Genomic DNA, 19557 nt, shown 5'->3' with positions numbered 1-19557 from the left:
ATTAGCAATCCTATTCTTTGTGATTAGAGAATAGTTGTACACAATTGTGTCTATAAAAGCTTTACCCGATTTGTTCAAATGTAAGGCATAATGATAGTAAGCGCAAATGTACAGCGTCCTGAGTTGAGTATTGTGTCGTGAAAAATTCTAAAAAATCTGTCTTGCATGTGTTAAGCATGTCGATCTTGTTGGCGTGGAGTTCAACAAGTTTTGCTGAATTAGTGAATAATAATTCAGTATCTCCGAGTGCGGGCAGTTCGTCAGCTTCGATTAGTTGGTCTGCAAATGATGTTAGTCAACTTCTGGAAGATGATGAGACTGAGATCAGCCCACAAGGTTCAACTTCAGTCACGACAACTTTACGAGGGAGTGGCTCTGCTTCCATTACTTCATCAACGGCGCCTCAAAAGAGCGTACAAATACGTGACACTTTCGGGTATAGCAATCAACCCTCTGTCAATGCACGTGCAGCATTAGTCATGGATGCACAAACTGGTGAAGTACTGTACAGTAAAAATAGTAGCTTAGCAGTTCCAATTGCATCGATTACTAAAGTCATGACCGCAGTTGTGACAGCTGATGCTCGTTTAGACATGTCGGAAGAGATCACCTTACAACAAATCGATTTCGCTGGTGCTGGTGGTAAGAACTCAAGTTCTACATTGCGTGCTGGGGATACGATGAATCGTGCAGAACTACTGCTTTTCGCATTGATGAAATCTGAGAATCCTGCTGCTGCTGCTTTAGCTCGTACATATCCAGGTGGCCGTTCAGCGTTTGTGGCTGCGATGAATGCAAAAGCAAGACAATTAGGTATGACATCAACTCGTTATGCTGAATCTACAGGCCTTGATCCACATAATGTTTCATCAGCAAGAGATTTAGGTATTTTGGTTAGTGCTGCATCTCAATATGGTTTGATTCGTCAGTTCTCAACAACACCTACTTATGATTTTAATTTAGGCTATCGTGTTTTGAAGTCTAATAATACCAATGCATTAGTACGTAATGGTGGTTGGAATATTAACTTATCAAAAACAGGTTATATCAATGAGGCAGGACGTTGTGTAGTGATGCACACCACAGTTAATTCTCGTCCAGCTGTTGTCGTATTGCTCGGGGCTTCAACTTCTCAAGCACGTACAAATGATGCCACTAATCTATTAAATTGGGTGGCTACCCTACCAAAACGTATTTAGTAGCCTTGGATTGTTAAAAGCTCTTCTTTATGAAGAGCTTTTTTATGTCTTTAAAAAATCAGAGAAAGACGACATAACTTGTCTTTTAATTTTGTAAATGCGATAGATGTGAAGCAATTACCCCAAAACTTTGAACAACATTTAGAACTATTACATCTTAACTATGTAAAGGATAAAACAATTTCGCAAATGATGTTATCGCCATTAGCATTGACGGGTAAATTACATTCTTTATTACTGACACATAATAGCTGGTTTATTTTTGATATCTTACCTCGATTGGGATCACTGCCTAGTTTGGGAAATATTCGTTATAGCCCTGCTGATTTTTTTAATGCAATGCATTTTGAATTGTGGATGGACAATTGGATGGCAATTCCTCTGAGTGCGCAAGCATTACATCAAATAAAACAAACGACTTAACGATATATTTTTAGGGGAATAAAATGAGCACATATGTGATTCGTGCCAAGTATTTTGGTTATAACGATGAAGTTTTCTACGTAGCTGGCAATCGTATTGCGAATATTTTTGATAATAAACAACAGGCTGAATTAGCTTATAAAAAACTTGAGATAGATGGAGCGTGTGATTTTGCTTTATATGAAGTTGAATCTCTTTTTGATGCTGATGAAGCATTATTGCAGCAATTAGATGATTTCGTATATTCACGTTGTGGTGAACATATTTGCGAAGAAGGGGATATCTCTGACGATGTATTACCTGCAAGTTTAAGTGACGATGATACCTTTGAATTTATTCAGCTTGCTGGAATGCAAAAATTCCAATTGATTGAATTCGAAAATCAAGTCAAATTTTATGGTTTATGGTCTGTAAAAAAACAACAATGGGTTGAGGAGCATGATGAATGCTTTGCGGGTTTAATATATTCAGAAAATTTAGATGCTTTTAAATCTAAAGTTGAGCATATTTTTGCTGATTATGATTATTCAGCAATTGAACTAAAAGGTAGCTTAGATGAGCTTTCAGCTCAACCGATTTTATTGCAAGCAATGATTAGTACACAATCTGGTTTAAGTTATGATGAAGCAAAACAAACCCTTGTCATTGATGCTTGGCAAGATGAAGCATTGTATGCTGTGAATTCGCTATTGAAGCAGCCTTTGTTTGAAATTAAGGAAATTAGTCTAGAAGAAATTCAAAAAATTGAAAAAGACTTAGCAAAACAATACAGCTATGATGAAGATTATGAATATGAAGAATAAAATCATGTTCTAGTTAATAAAAAACCAGTTGCAAGCAACTGGTTTTTTATTACTAAAAATTTATTCTTACATATTTGAAAGAATAGAATCTTTAACTTGATCCATCGTTGCATCAATGGATAACATCACAGCATCCGCACATTGTTTGATTGCTGTATCTGGATCTTTCAAACCGTTACCTGTCACAGTACATACGATCACAGAACCTTCAGCAATTTTACCTGCTTTAATGTCACGAATAGCACCACCGATAGAAGCAGCAGAAGCTGGCTCTACGAAAACACCTTCATACATAGAAAGTAAGCGTTGAGCTTCGAGAATTTCGCTATCTTGAAGTTCATCGAACCAACCTTTCGAATCACGTACAACTGCTTTTGCATGATTCCAGCTTTGTGGATTACCAATACGAATAGCCGTTGCAACGGTTTCTGGACTTTCCACTGGAGCACCACGTAAGAATGGCGCTGCACCAGAAGCTTGATAACCAACCATCGTTGGTAAGCCTTCAGGTTTAGGACCAGTGAATTGATCTGTTGCTGCATCATAGATGACTTGTTCGAACTGATCAGCAGGTTGATTTGCTACTGCTTCTGTATAACCCATCCAGTGTGCAGTGATATTCCCTGCGTTACCTACTGGTAAACAGTGGTAGTCAGGTGCACGCCCTAGAGCTTCAACAATTTCGTACGCAATGGTTTTTTGACCTTGCAAACGATAAGGATTGATTGAGTTTACGATAGTCACAGGCGCTTGATCTGCTACTTCTTTTACTAGACGCATACCGTCATCGAAGTTACCGCGGATTTGCATGGTGATTGCACCGTACATCATTGCTTGAGCCATTTTACCCATTGCAATTTTGCCTTCAGGAATCAAAACGAATGCTTTGATTCCTGCACGTGCTGCATATGCCGCTGCTGCAGCTGAAGTATTCCCTGTTGATGCACAGATAATTGCCTTCGAGCCTTCTTCAACCGCTTTGGTTACAGCCATCGTCATACCACGGTCTTTGAATGAACCTGTTGGGTTAAGACCTTCGTACTTCACATAGATTTCAACGTCTTTGCCAATAATACGTGGAATGTTCTCTAGTTTAATAAGAGGAGTATTTCCTTCGCCTAAAGAAATTGCACGTGTAGTTGCAGACACAGGTAAACGGTCACGATAACGATCTACAAGACCAGTATAACGATTGGCATTCGACATGATGGTGTTCCAATATGAGGTAGAGCGGGGTGAGGGAAGGCATTTTCCCTCAACCTGATTAACTATCGAGCGATTCTAAACGAATTCTTACGATTTCGCCACGAATAGCTGGTAATGCTTGAATTTGAGCAAGAGCTTCATCCATTTTTGATTCAACAATTGGATCAGTCAAAATCACGATTGGGATGAGGTCTTTAAGGCGAGATTGTTGCATGATCGCATCAATACTAATACCTGAACGGCTGAGAATGCTAGTGACATCAGCGAGCACACCAGTTTGGTCTTCTGCATTTAAACGAATGTAATATCCCGTTGTCATTTCTTCACGGCTTAGGATTGGTACATTTGTAAGCGCTTCGAATGCAAGTTGAGGGATTGTTCCAGCACCGTCTTCGGTGTATGAGATATCTCGAACAATATCAATCACATCTGCTACAACTGCTGAAGCTGTTGGTCCTGCACCTGCACCTGCACCGTAATACAGTGTCGGACCCACCGCATTTGCTTGAACAAGTACCGCATTTTTTACGCCATTCACGTTTGCGATCAATTCTTCAGCAGGAATCAAAGTTGGGTGTACGCGTAACTCAATACCTTTTTCAGCACGACGCGCAATACCTAAATGTTTGATACGGAAGCCAAGTTCTTCAGCATATTTCACATCTTGAGCTGTGATTTTACTAATGCCTTCGGTATAAACCTTATCGAATTGAAGTGGAATACCAAACGCACAAGATGCCAAAATCGTCAGTTTGTGTGCAGCATCAATCCCTTCAACATCAAATGTCGGATCTGCTTCAGCATAGCCAAGCTCTTGAGCTTCTTTGAGAACATCATCAAATGCACGACCTTTTTCACGCATTTCAGTCAGAATGAAGTTACCTGTACCGTTGATGATGCCTGCAAGCCATTCGATATGGTTAGCTGCTAAACCTTCACGGATGACTTTAATAATTGGGATACCACCAGCAACAGCCGCTTCATAAGCAATTTGCACGGCATTGTCTTCTGCTGCTTTGAATAGCTCATTACCATGTTCTGCGAGTAAAGCTTTGTTTGCGGTAACAACTTGCTTGCCATGCTTAATGGCTTCCATGATGACTTCATAAGCAGGATGAATACCACCCATGACTTCAACGACTACATCAACATCAGGTTGACGCACGATCTCCATGAGATCTGAGCTTTGTTTAATGCCTTCGAGTTGTAGATCTGGACGTGGACGGCGGGTGCCTACGTGTGTAATTTGAATTTCTCGACCAGTACGGCGTTTAATTTCAGCAGCATTTTCTTGTAATAATTTAAGGGCTCCACCACCTACAGTACCAAGACCGAGTATCGCCAGACGAACTGGTTTCACGTCACACTCCATTTTATTCAATCATTTTAATGAAGCTTGATCATAGCTAAAAAAGTGCGCAGACACTAGGGCTAAGATCATCTTTAATCTGTCGCCCAAGTCGCTTTGTGGAGTTGCTGTGAGGATTTATTTTTCGAGTCGTTTAATGATTTCTTCTGGTGTCATATATCCACCAAGATATTCGCCGTCAACGTTATAAATTGCTGGTGTGCCATTAACGCCCATGTTTAAACCTAACTGATATTGATCACGTACAGGGTTTTTACATTCTGCTGCAGCAACAGGAAGACCTTGTGATGCTTGATCAAATGCAGCTTTGCGATCTTCACTACACCAAATTGCTTGCATCGTAGACATAAACTGCTCACCACGTGGCCATGCGATATAACGAACTTCAATACCTTTGGTATTAATTTCAGGTAAATGTTCATGCAGCTTGTGACAGTACGGACAGCTTGAATCGGTAAAGACATAAATCACATGCTTAGCTTTACCGCCTTCGGCTGGATAAACAATTAAATCTTCAGTTTTGAGTGCTGCTAAATGCTTTTTATTTTCTGTAGCTTGAAGAGCTTCGCTAACATTCTGTAGTTGTTTGTCGCCTAAACGGATCACATCGCCTTGGATGATGTATTGACCATCACTAGTGGCATAAACAGAACCCATGCCTTCTAGACTCACCCAGAATAGATTAGGAACTTCTGTTTTTTTAACTGCAATAATTTTAGCGTTGATATTTGCAGTTTTAAGATGCTTTTCTAAGGTTGAGACTAAACGTTGTTGCGCGTTTCGCTCACTTAAGGTTGATGCTTCACCCGTAGCAGGCGCTGTTGCTGTAAGAGCATCTTGTTTTTGCGCTGAATTTTCTTTTGAGCAGGCACTAACTAATAAAGTTGATGCTAATGCACAAGCAAGTGCAAGCTTAGACCGAGTAAATACCATAAAGAACCTTTTTTCTACGTATTCATTTGTATTAAGGGTCTAAGCATAGCAAAAAAAACATCTGACTTCGTTAAATCTTGCTTAAGCTTTGTGAACTCAATCAACTTGTTGAATGCGTCAAAGATAAACGGTCGGTTTAACCTCTTGGATGATGTTTGCTATGCAGCTCTTGCATTCGATGTTGAGCGACATGCGTATAAATTTGTGTGGTTGAAAGATCGCTATGACCGAGTAGCATTTGTACTACACGCAGATCAGCGCCGTGATTGAGTAAATGTGTTGCAAACGCATGTCTCAGGGTATGCGGGGATAATTCTGCGGATATATTGGCCTGTAAAGCATAGCGTTTGATCGCGTACCAAAAGTTTTGCCGACTCATGATTCCGCCATGTTGGGTAAGAAATAAATAATCGGTATTACTTTTATAAAGCTGTGGGCGGGATTCGGATAAGTATTTCTCGACCCATTCGCATGCGTATTGACCTAGCGGGACAAGACGCTCTTTATTCCCTTTACCTGTAATACGTAAGAAGCCTTGTTTTAAATTTATTAACTCTAAACGTAAATTCAGTAGTTCTGTAACACGTAGACCACAAGCATATAAAACTTCAAGCATGGCTCGATCACGTAAACCCAAAGCGGTACTGATATCTGGTGCATTTATCAGTGCTTCAACATCATGCTCTGATAAATCTTTGGGTAATGCTCGACCAATCTTAGGGGATTGATGTGTCGCAACAGGATTATCATCTCTAAGTTTTTGTTCTCTGAGAAATTTAAAAAATTGCCGTAAAGCTGATAAACACCGAGCAATGGAGCGTGGGCTTTTGCCATGTTTGGTCAGCGCGATCAGTACATCGGCAATATCATCACTTGACCACTCAGTAAGTACCACTGTGTCGTGCAAGTCACTACATTGAATTAAATCAGACAAATAGGCATTACGAGTATGCGGACTTACTGTTTGTGCAACTAAATAATCACGAAATCCATGTAAAAAACTTAAATGTTCAGGGATTTTTACAGCAGCAGGAATACGAGGTTTTTTATTTAACATAACAGCTTAAATCCTTTCATCTACTGCACTGTAAAAGAAAAAGTATTTGTTGTCGATCTGTGACAAGACTAAATGCCACTGAGATTGCTTTTGGTAATTATTCTCATTTGCTTGTATACTACGTGCAAAAGAGTTATGGGTTAGAAACGGTGCGATTGTCAGCATTAAAAGTCAAACAAACAGCGAAAATCACGCAAGTGAATCGCCTTGTGAATGATAATGATGAACCAGATCTGGTAGCGATACGTCTCGAGAGTTTGGGTTTTGTGCCAGGAGCACAGGTTCAAGTGATTACCAAAGGTGTTTTTGGTGGTGACCCGATTCTAATCCAAATAGGTTTTACCCGTTTTGCTCTGCGCAAATCTGAAGCCGATAAAATTGAAATTCAGCTGGAAGGAGCACCTACATGAGTGATGCACTTCGTGTTGCCCTTGTGGGAAATCCAAACTGCGGTAAAACATCTTTATTCAATCATTTAACTGGTACTCGTCAAAAAGTAGCAAACTATGCGGGTGTTACGGTTGAACGTAAAGTCGGACATTTTCAGCTGCCATCAGGTAAAAATGTTCGTGTTCTAGATTTGCCAGGAACTTATAGTTTACAAGCAACCAGTCCCGATGAAGCAATTACCCGTGACGTCTGCCAAGGTAAAATAGCTGAGGAAGGTCAGCAAGATGCTTTCTTGTGTGTGGTAGATGCGACGAACTTAAAACTACATCTTGGTCTCGTATTAGAAATTATTGAGCTTGGTCGTCCGATCCTCGTGGTTTTGAATATGATGGATGAAGCACGTCGTCGTGGTATTCAAATCAATACACAAAAATTATCTCAACGTTTAGGTGTACCTGTGGTAGAGACGGTTGCTGTACGTAATTCAGGAATCGAAAATTTATTACATGCACTTGATCAAGGGAAATATACCGTTCCGCAGACCGAGCTGAGTGGTTTGACTGGTGAGCATCATCAGAAAATTGAAACCATTTTCAAAGATGTCGTGAATTTCGTAGATCAGGAAGATAAGCGTACAGATTTCCTTGATAAAATCTTCTTGCATCCAGTGTTGGGTTTGCTCAGTCTAGCAGTGATGATGTTCATCGTTTTCCAAGCCGTATTCGCTTGGGCGGCACCATTTATGGATGGAATTGAAACATTCTTTGGATGGCTTGGTGAAACATTAGGTACCCATATCAGTCAGCCACTTTTACAAAGTTTAGTGGTTGATGGAATTATTGCAGGTGCTGGTGGCGTAGTGGTGTTTTTGCCACAAATTCTGATCCTGTTCTTCTTCATTTTAGTTTTGGAAGAATCTGGATATCTACCTCGTGCTGCGTTCTTGCTTGATAAATTGATGTTTAAAGCAGGTTTGAGTGGTCGCGCGTTTATTCCATTGCTTTCAAGTTTTGCTTGCGCTGTTCCGGGTATTATGGCTACTCGAAGTATTAGTGATCCCCGTGATCGTTTCACGACGATTATGGTCGCGCCATTAATGACTTGTTCAGCTCGTTTACCTGTATATGCTTTATTGATTGCAGCTTTTATTCCAGCTCAGACCGTTTGGGGAATCTTTAATCTTCAAGGTTTAGTGCTGTTTGGTCTATATATGGCCGGTATTGTTAGCGCATTATGTGTTTCATTTGTGATGAAATTTTTGCAAAAAGATAAATCACAACATGCGCTTTTATTAGAGTTGCCAAGCTATCGTATCCCCGATTTAAAAAGTGTCGGCATTGGTTTATTGGATCGTGGAAAAATCTTCTTAAAACGCGTGGGTGGAATTATCTTCGCGCTTTCGATTTTACTTTGGTTTTTATGTACTTTCCCACAAGCGCCTGAAGGTGCCACTCAACCTGCGATTGATTATAGTTTTGCTGGTATGTTGGGGCATTTAATGCAGCCTATTTTTGCCCCAGTGGGATTCAACTGGCAGATATGTATTGCACTTATTCCAGCGATGGCAGCACGTGAAGTAGTTGTTGCTGCACTGGGAACAGTATATGCCTTATCTGGAGCTGATGATGAAGCTGTTGCCCAAGGCTTGGCTCATTTAATTAGTGCAGATGGAACAGGTTGGTCTTTAGCTACAGGGCTGTCTTTGCTGGTGTGGTTTGTTTATGCGCCACATTGTTTAGCAACTTTGGCAACGGTGCGTAGAGAAACAGGTTCTTGGAAACATGTGGCTGTGATGACCGCATATTTATTTGGTTTGGCTTATTTGATGTCTTTCTTTACTTACCAAATCGCTTCGCGAATTTGGGGCTAGATAGGAGCTGCATATGTTTGAGTATCTGATTATTGCGGTTTTGGTCGGTTGGAGTGCCATAGTTGTCTTTAAAAAGGTATTTCCTCAAACCGCAAATGCTATGTTCATGTCTTTGTCGAATGTATGTCAACATTTTGGTTGGCAACGCTTAGCACTACGATTGAAACCTAAAATGGTTGTTGGATGTGGTGGTGGATGTGGTTGTGCAAGCGATGAAAAGGACAATAAAAAAACTGAAGAGATTCAAGCCGTGAAATGGCGTTAAGATTTTTTGTTTATAAAGCCATCGAATGATGGCTTTTTTACGCACTGACACAAAAAAATGCGAATAATGATAAAACTGAAAAAGCATTCAAAACAGCAAAGTGCTAACATTTTTGCCATTCTGTGATCTGCGATAAAATGGGGTAAAAATGTTAATACAACGTGGTGGATTAAAAGTTGTTGCTGGCTTGGGTATTTCTGGTGTGTCAGCAGTAAACTTTCTGCATGAACAAGGCTACCAAGTTGCAGTAACAGACTCTCGAGAAACTCCACCAGGTCATGATAAAATTCCTGCTGAGGTGAGAACGAGCTTTGGACGACTCGATACAGAGCTATTACTTCAGGCCGAAGAGATTATTTTAAGTCCTGGATTAGCACCACAATTACCTGAAATTCAACAAGCCATTGATAAAGGAATTCCAGTTGTAGGGGATATTCAGCTTTTACGCCGTGCAACTGATGCTCCCATTATTGCGATTACAGGGTCAAATGCTAAAAGTACAGTGACAACACTCGTGGGTTTGATGGCTCAGGATGCTGGAAAGAAAGTGGCTGTTGGTGGAAACTTAGGTCGACCAGCTTTAGATTTATTAAAAGACAAACCTGAACTCATCGTTTTGGAGTTATCGAGTTTCCAGTTGGAAACTACTTCGCATTTGAATGCTGAAGTTGCGGTTGTTCTCAATATGAGCGAAGACCACTTGGATCGTCATGGTGATATGTTGGGTTATCACAAAGCCAAACATCGTATTTTCCAAGGTGTTAAAAAAGTCGTTTATAACCGTGATGATAATTTAAGCCGTCCTTTAGTGCCTGATGCAACACCAATGCAAAGTTTTGGTTTGAATGCTCCTGATTTAAATCAATATGGTGTGTTGAGAGATGCAGATGGCACCATGTGGTTGGCACGTGGACGAGAGCGCATCTTAAAAAGCTCTGAGATGTATATTCAAGGAATGCACAATGTAGCAAATGCACTTGCTTGTTTGGCCATTGGTGAAGCAGTTGGATTCCCGTTGCCGAGCATGTTGGAAACATTGAAAACATTCAAAGGCTTGGAACATCGTTGTGAATATGTGCAAACGATTGATGGTGTGCGTTATTACAATGATTCAAAAGGAACAAATGTCGGTGCAACTTTAGCGGCGATTGATGGGCTTGGCGCTGCTATTGAAGTCAATAAAGGCAAATTAGCACTTATTTTAGGCGGTCAAGGCAAAGGTCAGGATTTCCGTCCTTTGCGTAATGCAATACAAAAATATGTGAAATCTGTCATTCTAATTGGCGAGGATGCGCCTGTAATTGAACAAGCGATACAAGGAACAACTGTTATTCAGCACGCGTCTAGCTTAAAAGCCGCGGTCGAGCTTGCTCAGAAAGTAACGCAAGCTGAAGATGTGGTTCTGTTGTCGCCAGCATGTGCAAGTTTTGATATGTTTAAAAGTTATAATGATCGCGGGCATCAGTTCGTGGCATGTGTAAATGCCTTGAGTGAAAATAAAAACTAGGAACAGCGTTATGGCGGATTTGGCCCAAAATACAGTGCAGAAGATTTCTCAAATCTTAAATCGATTGCCGAAGCTTCCAGCAGAAATGACACCACGTAACATTCTGATTTTCTGTGTGGTGTCTTTACTCTGTTTGGGTTCGGTGATGGTGGCCTCTGCTTCCATGCCGTATGCAGAATATATCCATGAGAATCCATTTTATTTTTTGATTCGTCATGGTATTTCGATTGTTGTCGCCGCTGTGGTTGCATTTTTGACTTATCGTGTCTCTTTAAACTTATGGTTTAAAAATGCGTTTCCATTATGGCTGATTACGATCATATTGCTGCTCGCTGTTTTGGTGGTCGGATCAGAAGTGAATGGTGCACATCGTTGGATTAAAGTTGGTGGTTTCACGATACAGCCAACGGAGATTGCTAAGATTGTGATGGCAATTTTTACGGCAGATTATGTGGTGCGCCGTGCGAAAGAGGTTCGAACGCACTGGAAAGGCTTGCTACGCTTAAGCGGAGTAATGGCACTTACAGTCGGTTTTATCGTTGCTGAGCCTGATCTTGGGGCAACAGCGGTGATAGTTTTAATGATGGTTGGTGTGTTCTTCTTAGCTGGCGCGCCTGCGACTCAGTTTTTGATCATGTTAGGGGCGATTCTTGCAGGAATTACCGCACTGATTTTATTTGAACCATTCCGCTTTCAACGACTTATTTCATTTACCAACCCTTGGGCTGATCCATTAGGTGTGGGTTATCAGTTGTCAAATGCTTTGATGGCATTTGGTCGGGGTGAATGGTTTGGAACAGGTTTGGGGCATAGTGTCCAGAAACTTTCCTATCTTCCTGAAGCACATACAGACTTTATGTTAGCAGTCTTGGGGGAGGAGTTTGGATTCTTCGGTGTAACCACAGTCATGATTCTCTCATTTACCATGCTGGCATGTTGTATTCGTATTGGGCATCGTGCATTGCAGCATAATTATCTGCGCGCAGGTTATTTAGCTTATGGTATCAGCATTATTTTCCTGTTACAGATTTTGGTAAATGCGGGCATGAATATGGGCTTGATGCCAACTAAAGGTTTGACACTGCCGTTTATTAGTTATGGTGGTACATCATTGATGATGTGTGCTGCGATGATTAGTCTGATTTTGAAAATTGATGCTTCAACCCAAGAGCTAAATCCTGTCAAAGAAGAATCGAATTTCTAAGTGATTTAGTTTCTGATGCAAAAGAGACCCTAATACATTAGGGTCTTTTGTTTTATAAATAAGATCCTGTCAAATGAATGCCTTTAGGGATTAAATTCACATCCCATTGCTGTACAGCTTGTTGCAGCATTATTCTAGGTTGATTTAATTCAACATTTGGTTGCCCAAGTGCCAATATGGCTTGCTGTAATAATTCAGAAGCCTTTGATAGGTCTAATGCTTGTGCCAAATTTTGCTTAGATAATTTCTGACCTTGATTATTCATAGCTAGGGGTAAATGCATATAACTCAAACTTGGATAGTTCAATATAGAACCAAGCCAGATTTGTCGAGCGGTATTATCTAATAAATCCGCACCGCGAACGACATGTGTAATGCCTTGTAAATAATCATCAACCACAACTGCTAATTGATAACTAATGATACCATCTCTTCGTTTTAGAACGAAGTCACCGAGATCATCTTTTAGGTTGGAACATTGTCGACCTTGTGATCTGTCTTCAAAACAAATCAGCAGATCATCGACTTTTAAACGAATGGCTTGATCTGCAAAATCAAGATTTAAATCTCGACATGTGCCAGTATAGATGTGATTAGAGCCGAGCATTTTTCGGGTACATTGGCAGGCATATATGGCATGTTGCTGTTTGAGTTGATCGATTACTTGCTCATAAATAGTTAAACGATCTTTTTGGAAAATAATCTCGGCATCAGGTTCAAATTCAAAGGCATCGATGCAAGATAAAATGTGAGTTTCGCTATTTGGATAAATGCGAGGAATATCGGTATCTTCTATTCGTACTAACCACTTACCATGATTGGCTTTGGCATCACAATAGCTTGCGACAGCAGTCAGTAAAGAACCAAAATGTAAAGGGCCAGTAGGAGAGGGTGCAAAACGTCCGATATAAGACATAAAGATTTATTGGTGTCTAAATAATTAAATCTACACCTAATCCCTCCAATACAAGGAGGGAGATATGCGAAAATAATGGGGTTTTTTAAAATTCGCAATATTCCTCCCTTTCTAAAGGGAGGTTAGGCGGGATGGTTATCCGTTGTTTTGCTTTTCTTTGATTTCAGCCAAAGTTTTGCAATCGATACATTGAGTAGCTGTTGGACGAGCTTCTAGACGGCGTAAGCCGATTTCGATACCGCAAGTTTCGCAGAAACCGTAATCACCACTTTGAATCGCTTCTAATGATTGCTCGATTTTACGAATCAGCTTACGCTCACGATCACGTGTACGTAATTCAATCGCAAACTCTTCTTCCTGAGTCGCTCTATCATTTACATCGGGTAAAGCTGTTGATTCATCTTGCATTGTGTTGAGCGTACGATCAACTTCTGACATTAACTCTGCTTTCCATGCATTTAAGATTTGGCGGAAATGCTCAAGTTGTCCATCAGACATGTATTCTTCATTTTTTTTCGGCTGATAAGGTTCAATCCCAAACAAGCTCGCAGTTGTACCGCCTTCAGAAGCTTTAGGTTTGGTTTTGCGTACACGTTTTACAGTCGATTTTTGTTCGTCGATCACTGCTGTGTGTTCGTCCAAGACTTGATTTTGGTTGTCATTCGCCATATAGGGCATTCCTCATCTTACACGTACTATCTATACGCAAAAAATATGGTGATATGCAAGTGTTTTTATAGAAACCTAAGATGGTTTTTTCCATCAAGGGTCGACATCATATAGACTTTTTCAGCAAGATGGTAGTCATTACTGTCTAGAATTAGTGATAAATCTAGGATGTGATTTGTAATCAAAAGTTTAGTCATAACCTAAGACTTCTGAGCTACTCAAGCGTTGAGAATTACTCAGACGATGTACTTGTGTTTCAATCTCGCCATTTGCTTTCAAACGGATATAACGGTAGCCAGGGTGTTCTTCATCAAGTGCAAATTTTTCACTTTTCGGTTTGAACTGAATACATGTAGAAGGGGTCGACAGGAATTCTATACCTTGCCATGACGTAATAGAGTCTTGATGCACATGTCCACAAATAATTGCCTTAACATTGCTAAAGGGCTGAATGGTTTCAAGTAAATCAGAAGAATTTTTTAATTTATGCTGATCAATCCATGCAGATTGCATTGCAAAGGGATGGTGGTGACATGCAATCATGACATAACGATCATGTAGTTGAGTCAATAATTTTGGAAGTTGCTGCAATTGGGCATCTGCGATTTTGCCGTCAATACGATTCGGCTGGGCACTATTTAATAAAATGACACACCAATTTCCAAGCTCGACAACGGTTGGAGCAGTCTTGTCTTGCTCATGGAATGGAAAATGATTGACATCATCGTGATTCCCAGGTGTTTGAAAAAAGGGAATGCTCAAGCTGTGCATATACTCGAGATAGCGATGATAGGTCAGTGGCGTCGGATTCTGAGCTAAATCACCAGTATGAACAATCAAGTCAATCTCAGGGTGTGTTTGACGCATCAAGTCGATTACTGCATGAAAACTTTGTTCGGGTTGCATTCCGACAAATTCTAAATGTGGATATTCAAGTAAATGAGTATCCGTAATCTGGATCATCACAAAATCTTTTTGTGATAATGTTGAGACTTGAAAAGTCACCGCTTTATCCCCTTCAGATTTTTATTGTTGTCGTACATGCTGAGTAAGCCACTGCAATGCCATAATGACAGGTGCATTTCTCAACCGCCCATTTTTTAATAATAGAGGTGCATCGGAGTAATCAAACAAATGAAGTTGAATGTCTTCCCCTTCGTCTGGCATTCCAAACACACCACCTGATGTTGGTAATTCAACATTTGCAACATATAAGTGGAAAATTTCTGAACATGCTCCTGCCGAAGGATAGAAGGTAAATAAATGTTGTAAGTCATGAACTTCACAACCCGCTTCTTCTAAGCTTTCACGGCGAATACATGTTTCAGGTGTTTCATCCCCATCTAAAACACCAGCAATCACTTCCAATTGCCAAGGTGAAACGATATCGTTTAATGCGCCAATTCGAAATTGTTCGATCAAAGCAAAACGTCTTTGTTGATTATCATATAGTAAAACACCAGCCGCTTCGGGGCGGTGAATTAATTCACGATGAATGGATGATGAATAATTAGATTTATTAAATAATCTATGTTTTATTGTGACTTTCTCTACCTGAATGAACCCTCGAAATAAGTTCTCTCGAGATTCTATTGAAACGTCGGATGCTGAAAAGCTGGCGTGCTCAAGAATATTCATCATAAATTAGGATGAGATTGTACATATCTCATCCTAACCGAGAATGGTTCGCTGGAAAATGTTTTTTTAGTCGATTTACACTTTGTGGTACAGTTTTTGACCATGTTCCTGATAAGCGGTTTTCATGGCATTGAGACCTGCTTCAACTTCTACATCTTCATCATTTGATTGATTGGCATTGTGTTGATTTTGCGCATAATCTCGCACATTCTGTGTGATTTTCATCGAACAGAATTTTGGTCCACACATTGAACAGAAATGAGCTGATTTATGAGCTTCCTTTGGAAGTGTTTCATCATGCATGCTACGTGCCGTATCAGGGTCTAAGCTCAGATTAAACTGATCGTCCCAACGGAATTCAAAACGTGCTTTAGAAAGTGCATTATCACGGACTTGCGCACCTGGATGACCTTTGGCTAAGTCTGCCGCATGCGCTGCAATTTTGTAGGTAATGATGCCATCTTTTACATCTTTCTTATTTGGTAAGCCTAGATGTTCTTTAGGTGTAACATAGCAAAGCATCGCTGTACCATACCAACCAATCATCGCAGCACCGATTGCTGAGGTAATGTGATCATATCCTGGTGCGATGTCAGTCGTGAGTGGTCCAAGAGTATAGAAAGGAGCTTCTTTACAGACTTCTAGTTGTAAATCCATATTCTCTTTAATCATATGCATAGGCACATGACCAGGACCCTCAATCATCACCTGAACGTCATGTTCCCAAGCACGATGTGTCAATTCTCCCAGTGTTTTAAGTTCACTAAATTGCGCTTCGTCATTGGCATCTTGAACACATCCAGGTCGTAGTCCATCACCTAAGCTGAATGAGACATCATAAGCTTTCATGATTTCGCAAATTTCATCGAAATGCGTGTACAAGAAGTTTTCCTGATGATGAGCTAAACACCATTGCGCCATAATTGAACCCCCACGAGATACAATGCCTGTGAGGCGATTAGCAGTCATAGGAACATAGCGAAGTAAGACACCAGCATGAATGGTGAAATAATCTACACCTTGTTCAGCTTGCTCAATTAAGGTGTCTTTAAAGATTTCCCAAGTGAGGTCTTCTGCAACACCATCCACTTTTTCTAAAGCTTGGTAAATTGGAACTGTCCCAATTGGAACTGGTGAGTTGCGAATGATCCATTCGCGTGTTTCATGGATATTTTTACCTGTCGATAAATCCATAATGGTGTCAGCACCCCAACGTGTTGCCCATGTCATTTTGGCAACTTCTTCATCAATAGATGAGCCAAGCGCTGAATTACCAATATTGGCATTAATTTTTACCAAAAAATTACGACCAATAATCATCGGTTCACATTCAGGGTGATTAATATTTGCAGGGATAATCGCACGTCCCGCAGCAATTTCTTGACGTACAAATTCAGGGGTAATTTCTCTTAAATTTTGTGCACCAAAGTTTTGTCCTGCATGTTGGCGCATATCAACGTCATGACGTTGGCGCTGATTTTCACGAATTGCAATATATTCCATTTCTGGCGTGATAATACCTTGCTTCGCATAATGCATTTGCGTGACATTTTTGCCTACTTTTGCGCGGCGAGGATTTTGGATATGAGCAAACCGAATATCTGCTGTGCGAATATCTTTTAAGCGTGCTTGTCCAAACTCAGAACTCAAGGTTTCTAAAACATCGGTATCATTGCGTTCTTCAATCCATGATTGGCGAACAAGAGGTAAGCCTTTGTTCAAATCAATTTGGACATTTGGATCTGTATAGACTCCAGACGTATCGTAAACCATGATCGGTGGATTATGTTCGCCACCTAAACCAGTAGGAGTATCTGTGAGACTGATTTCTCTGAACGGTACTTGGATGTCTGGGCGTGAACCTTCAACATAGACTTTTTTAGAGGCAGGTAAGATACGGGTTAAATCTTTAGCATCTTGCTCATGTTGAGCAGAAATATCAGCAGGGGAAAGATTCGTTAATTGGTTCATTGCATGATCCTTATGTTTGGCATTAACGAATCAAGCACGACCAAAAACGATGGCGGATTTATCTCTTTGATAAATAAAGGCGAAGTTTTTGCTGGGCTTGATTCCTACGCAGGTGTTAACCTGATCAGGTTCAACGGTACTTGTCTTTAAATTGAGAATTAAGACAATCTCAGCAGTTTGTTAACTGCGCTCCGTCAAGCTAGGTATTTAGACTAACAGATTTTTGCTTTATTGTTGTATCAATTAACACCATTCGTTAATTGCCAAATCCATGCTATTGTCATAAAAGTTTCATCATAGTTATGGTTTAATCACCAATCATTTTTTCCATGTGTCTAGTGGAGGCATCCTGTGTGTCCAAGTAATCCAGTGTTAAGTCACCATATTTCTTCACAATTTAATGAAGACCTACAAGATGTTCATACCAAATTTATGACAATGGGTGGATTAGTAGAGCAGCAAGTTGCTAACTCAATTCATGCTTTATTAGACACAGATGCCAATTTAGCGATTGACGTTCAGTTTAAAGACAACACGGTGAATCAATATGAGCGAGATATTGATGAAGGTTTGACTTTAATTTTGGCGCGCCGTCATCCTGCTGCGATCGATTTGCGTATGGTTATTGCAATGAGCAAAGCCAATACCGACCTTGAGCGAATTGGTGATGAAGCTGCAAAAATTGCACGTATTGCCCAAAATCTTTGTGAAGAGGGTGAGTCACCACGTGGTTACATGGAAACGCGTCATATTGGTAATCAGGTTCGTGTCATGATCCATGATGCATTAGATGCATTTGCGCGTTTAGATGTGGATCAGGCTTTGAAAGTTGTTATGGCTGATGTCGATATTGATCGTGAATATCAATCAGCGACTCGTACACTTATGACATATATGATTGAAGATCCACGTCATATCGCACGTGTTATTAATGTGATGTGGGTGTTACGTTCTTTAGAGCGAATTGGTGATCATGCGCGTAATATTTCTGAGCAAGTGATCTATATGGCGAAAGGTATGGATGTTCGTCATACTAGCATTGAAGAAATTGAACAAAAAGTAAATCAAAAGTAATTTTGGCACAGCCAAAAAGATTTAATAGAAAGTGAATTTAATCAAAGTAAATCTGAAGCAGATTTTGATTAAGTTCACTTTTTTTATGAAAAACGGTTTGTTTGGATCATTTTGGGGTGATTTAAATGATCTGTTATAGTTTTTTTTGAAGGCTTTGTGGCTATATTTAGAATCAGTATTTTTTCAAAATAGTATTTTCAACCTAAAGGCGAGAATGCTATGAGTTTCCTGAAAAAGAAAAATAATGCGAGCTTCGTTTTCTTTATTATCGTTCTATATGCATGTCTTGGATTTGGTTTAGGATTTGTGATTTGGGAGTATTTCCTGCTATCTCCATAAGATTGCAGAAATGGATATGTCACACAGATATTTAGATAGAATAAAAAAAATCCCAGACTTCGGGGGAAAAGTCTGGGAGAGAAATATCATGCATTGTTGAGATATTGGGGGTATCTCTATCTTTCTATAAGTAACTTTAAATAGAATCGTTCAATCTGTCATGTAGACAACTGTGTATACTCTGTAATCCTTTATTACTAGTGTAAAGATCACGTAAATAAAAATGATAAATAATAGGCATTTTTAGGTTAAAATTTGAACTTATGGTAAAAATTTCCTTTATTTTAAATAATCAATCTTGTCTGGCTTGCATTTCTTTTAAATAAAAAAAGCAATGATGGAATCATTGCTTTTGATACAAGAAATTTTAAAAAACTAAGCTCCCTTTCTTAACTTGGCAGAGCTTAGCTTTTCGACAAGGGGGATAGCGTTGCTCAGCTTATCCTTGTTCAGGCTTCCAGCCTTCGGCTTTTTCTACGCTTTGGTCATTGTTGAAAAATTTCTCGCGTTGTTCCTCGAGGAATTTTTTTGCATCTGGTTCAAAGACATTTAAACGTTTTTCGTTAATCAATGTGGTTTGATGTTTTAACCATTCTTGCCAAGCTTGTTTAGATACGGTCTCAAAGAATTCTTGACCCTTTGCACCAGGGAATGGTGCAAAATCTAAACCTTCAAGTTCTTGTTGGTATTTACGGCAAAATACTTGTCTAGTCATGATCAGTCC

19 protein-coding genes, 1 pseudogene and 1 riboswitch are annotated in these 19557 nt (G+C 39.9%); of the genes and pseudogenes, 10 read left to right on the top strand and 10 right to left on the bottom strand.

Annotated features, from left to right (window positions below; genetic code table 11):
* Positions 1 to 137 precede the first annotated feature (137 nt).
* The 3 genes and pseudogenes from pbpG (at position 138) to H2677_RS14430 (ending at position 2425) form a co-directional block, all read left to right on the top strand.
* Positions 138 to 1199 (top strand): D-alanyl-D-alanine endopeptidase PBP7/8, encoded by a 1062-nt coding sequence (gene pbpG, locus H2677_RS14440; protein ID WP_125297253.1) that lies wholly within the window; start codon positions 138 to 140, stop codon positions 1197 to 1199.
* Positions 1200 to 1286: 87 nt separating this feature from the next.
* A pseudogene (locus H2677_RS14435) lies at positions 1287 to 1622 on the top strand (DUF6915 family protein); the annotation flags it as partial.
* 23 nt (positions 1623 to 1645) lie between these two features.
* The gene (locus H2677_RS14430) at positions 1646 to 2425 is read left to right on the top strand and encodes a hypothetical protein (RefSeq protein WP_212638809.1); all 780 of its coding nucleotides are present in this window, start codon (positions 1646 to 1648) and stop codon (positions 2423 to 2425) included.
* A gap of 66 nt (positions 2426 to 2491) precedes the next feature.
* Here H2677_RS14430 and thrC read toward each other — a convergent pair whose 3' ends face one another.
* The 4 genes from thrC to xerD all read right to left on the bottom strand — a co-directional run bounded on the left by thrC (position 2492) and on the right by xerD (position 6990).
* Complete coding sequence (thrC, locus tag H2677_RS14425) at positions 2492 to 3631, bottom strand: threonine synthase (RefSeq protein ID WP_002048893.1); 1140 nt, start codon at positions 3629 to 3631, stop codon at positions 2492 to 2494.
* 58 nt (positions 3632 to 3689) lie between these two features.
* Positions 3690 to 4991 (bottom strand): homoserine dehydrogenase, encoded by a 1302-nt coding sequence (locus tag H2677_RS14420; protein WP_004917010.1) that lies wholly within the window; start codon positions 4989 to 4991, stop codon positions 3690 to 3692.
* Positions 4992 to 5117: 126 nt separating this feature from the next.
* On the bottom strand, positions 5118 to 5933 hold the full coding sequence (locus H2677_RS14415; protein WP_212638808.1) for a DsbC family protein: 816 nt from the start codon (positions 5931 to 5933) through the stop codon (positions 5118 to 5120).
* A 136-nt stretch (positions 5934 to 6069) separates the two neighbouring features.
* Positions 6070 to 6990 carry a site-specific tyrosine recombinase XerD gene (gene xerD, locus H2677_RS14410; protein WP_004957351.1) on the bottom strand — a complete coding sequence of 307 codons (921 nt, stop codon included), beginning with the start codon at positions 6988 to 6990 and terminating at the stop codon, positions 6070 to 6072.
* Between the two features lie 149 nt (positions 6991 to 7139).
* On the opposite strand from xerD, the gene H2677_RS14405 reads away from it, so the two are divergent.
* The 5 genes from H2677_RS14405 to ftsW all read left to right on the top strand — a co-directional run bounded on the left by H2677_RS14405 (position 7140) and on the right by ftsW (position 12226).
* Positions 7140 to 7400 carry a FeoA family protein gene (locus H2677_RS14405; RefSeq protein ID WP_020899909.1) on the top strand — a complete coding sequence of 87 codons (261 nt, stop codon included), beginning with the start codon at positions 7140 to 7142 and terminating at the stop codon, positions 7398 to 7400.
* The gene (gene feoB / locus H2677_RS14400; protein WP_151707865.1) at positions 7397 to 9250 is read left to right on the top strand and encodes a ferrous iron transporter B; all 1854 of its coding nucleotides are present in this window, start codon (positions 7397 to 7399) and stop codon (positions 9248 to 9250) included. Before H2677_RS14405 ends, feoB begins: the two co-directional genes overlap by 4 nt.
* Positions 9251 to 9263: 13 nt before the next feature.
* Positions 9264 to 9515: a DUF6587 family protein gene (locus tag H2677_RS14395; RefSeq protein ID WP_004958521.1), complete on the top strand. Its 252-nt coding sequence runs from the start codon at positions 9264 to 9266 to the stop codon at positions 9513 to 9515.
* Positions 9516 to 9663: 148 nt separating this feature from the next.
* Positions 9664 to 11022 (top strand): UDP-N-acetylmuramoyl-L-alanine--D-glutamate ligase, encoded by a 1359-nt coding sequence (gene murD / locus H2677_RS14390; protein ID WP_212638807.1) that lies wholly within the window; start codon positions 9664 to 9666, stop codon positions 11020 to 11022.
* Between the two features lie 10 nt (positions 11023 to 11032).
* Entirely contained in the window at positions 11033 to 12226 is a 1194-nt protein-coding gene (gene ftsW, locus H2677_RS14385; RefSeq protein ID WP_004916997.1) for a putative lipid II flippase FtsW, read from the top strand.
* Positions 12227 to 12278: 52 nt separating this feature from the next.
* Here the strand turns inward: ftsW and gluQRS are convergent, their stop codons facing one another.
* The 5 genes from gluQRS to thiC all read right to left on the bottom strand — a co-directional run bounded on the left by gluQRS (position 12279) and on the right by thiC (position 17420).
* Positions 12279 to 13142 carry a tRNA glutamyl-Q(34) synthetase GluQRS gene (gluQRS, locus tag H2677_RS14380; protein ID WP_212638806.1) on the bottom strand — a complete coding sequence of 288 codons (864 nt, stop codon included), beginning with the start codon at positions 13140 to 13142 and terminating at the stop codon, positions 12279 to 12281.
* Between the two features lie 135 nt (positions 13143 to 13277).
* Positions 13278 to 13811, bottom strand: a complete 534-nt coding sequence (dksA, locus tag H2677_RS14375; RefSeq protein ID WP_004916993.1) for an RNA polymerase-binding protein DksA — start codon at positions 13809 to 13811, stop codon at positions 13278 to 13280.
* Between the two features lie 189 nt (positions 13812 to 14000).
* Positions 14001 to 14816 carry a 3',5'-cyclic-AMP phosphodiesterase gene (gene cpdA / locus H2677_RS14370; protein ID WP_039046861.1) on the bottom strand — a complete coding sequence of 272 codons (816 nt, stop codon included), beginning with the start codon at positions 14814 to 14816 and terminating at the stop codon, positions 14001 to 14003.
* A gap of 21 nt (positions 14817 to 14837) precedes the next feature.
* The gene (locus tag H2677_RS14365; protein ID WP_212639621.1) at positions 14838 to 15449 is read right to left on the bottom strand and encodes an NUDIX domain-containing protein; all 612 of its coding nucleotides are present in this window, start codon (positions 15447 to 15449) and stop codon (positions 14838 to 14840) included.
* 75 nt (positions 15450 to 15524) lie between these two features.
* The gene (gene thiC, locus H2677_RS14360; RefSeq protein WP_212638805.1) at positions 15525 to 17420 is read right to left on the bottom strand and encodes a phosphomethylpyrimidine synthase ThiC; all 1896 of its coding nucleotides are present in this window, start codon (positions 17418 to 17420) and stop codon (positions 15525 to 15527) included.
* Between the two features lie 84 nt (positions 17421 to 17504).
* Positions 17505 to 17624, bottom strand: a riboswitch (TPP riboswitch).
* Positions 17625 to 17771: 147 nt separating this feature from the next.
* On the opposite strand from thiC, the gene phoU reads away from it, so the two are divergent.
* Positions 17772 to 18494, top strand: a complete 723-nt coding sequence (phoU, locus tag H2677_RS14355; protein WP_004916988.1) for a phosphate signaling complex protein PhoU — start codon at positions 17772 to 17774, stop codon at positions 18492 to 18494.
* A 219-nt stretch (positions 18495 to 18713) separates the two neighbouring features.
* Positions 18714 to 18833: a hypothetical protein gene (locus H2677_RS14350; RefSeq protein ID WP_004916987.1), complete on the top strand. Its 120-nt coding sequence runs from the start codon at positions 18714 to 18716 to the stop codon at positions 18831 to 18833.
* A 439-nt stretch (positions 18834 to 19272) separates the two neighbouring features.
* Here H2677_RS14350 and H2677_RS14345 read toward each other — a convergent pair whose 3' ends face one another.
* Positions 19273 to 19548, bottom strand: coding sequence for an oxidative damage protection protein (locus H2677_RS14345; protein WP_004916986.1), 276 nt, complete (start codon positions 19546 to 19548; stop codon positions 19273 to 19275).
* Positions 19549 to 19557: the final 9 nt, after the last annotated feature.

The organism is Acinetobacter junii (genome assembly GCF_018336855.1).
Classification (GTDB): Bacteria; Pseudomonadota; Gammaproteobacteria; order Pseudomonadales; family Moraxellaceae; genus Acinetobacter; species Acinetobacter junii.
Note: the sequence above shows the minus strand (reverse complement) of the source record. Positions and strands in the feature narration are given on the sequence as shown.

Excerpts from the sequence above, each read along its gene's own strand:
- H2677_RS14430 (WP_212638809.1), top strand. The coding sequence starts at position 1,646 with ATGAGCACATATGTGATTCGTGCCAAGTATTTTGGTTATAACGATGAA.
- xerD (WP_004957351.1), bottom strand. The coding sequence starts at position 6,990 with ATGTTAAATAAAAAACCTCGTATTCCTGCTGCTGTAAAAATCCCTGAA.
- H2677_RS14345 (WP_004916986.1), bottom strand. The coding sequence starts at position 19,548 with ATGACTAGACAAGTATTTTGCCGTAAATACCAACAAGAACTTGAAGGT.
- H2677_RS14350 (WP_004916987.1), top strand. The coding sequence starts at position 18,714 with ATGAGTTTCCTGAAAAAGAAAAATAATGCGAGCTTCGTTTTCTTTATT.
- thrC (WP_002048893.1), bottom strand. The coding sequence starts at position 3,631 with ATGTCGAATGCCAATCGTTATACTGGTCTTGTAGATCGTTATCGTGAC.
- murD (WP_212638807.1), top strand. The coding sequence starts at position 9,664 with ATGTTAATACAACGTGGTGGATTAAAAGTTGTTGCTGGCTTGGGTATT.
- H2677_RS14415 (WP_212638808.1), bottom strand. The coding sequence starts at position 5,933 with ATGGTATTTACTCGGTCTAAGCTTGCACTTGCTTGTGCATTAGCATCA.
- ftsW (WP_004916997.1), top strand. The coding sequence starts at position 11,033 with ATGGCGGATTTGGCCCAAAATACAGTGCAGAAGATTTCTCAAATCTTA.
- gluQRS (WP_212638806.1), bottom strand. The coding sequence starts at position 13,142 with ATGTCTTATATCGGACGTTTTGCACCCTCTCCTACTGGCCCTTTACAT.
- H2677_RS14365 (WP_212639621.1), bottom strand. The coding sequence starts at position 15,449 with ATGAATATTCTTGAGCACGCCAGCTTTTCAGCATCCGACGTTTCAATA.
- feoB (WP_151707865.1), top strand. The coding sequence starts at position 7,397 with ATGAGTGATGCACTTCGTGTTGCCCTTGTGGGAAATCCAAACTGCGGT.
- dksA (WP_004916993.1), bottom strand. The coding sequence starts at position 13,811 with ATGGCGAATGACAACCAAAATCAAGTCTTGGACGAACACACAGCAGTG.
- H2677_RS14395 (WP_004958521.1), top strand. The coding sequence starts at position 9,264 with ATGTTTGAGTATCTGATTATTGCGGTTTTGGTCGGTTGGAGTGCCATA.
- thiC (WP_212638805.1), bottom strand. The coding sequence starts at position 17,420 with ATGAACCAATTAACGAATCTTTCCCCTGCTGATATTTCTGCTCAACAT.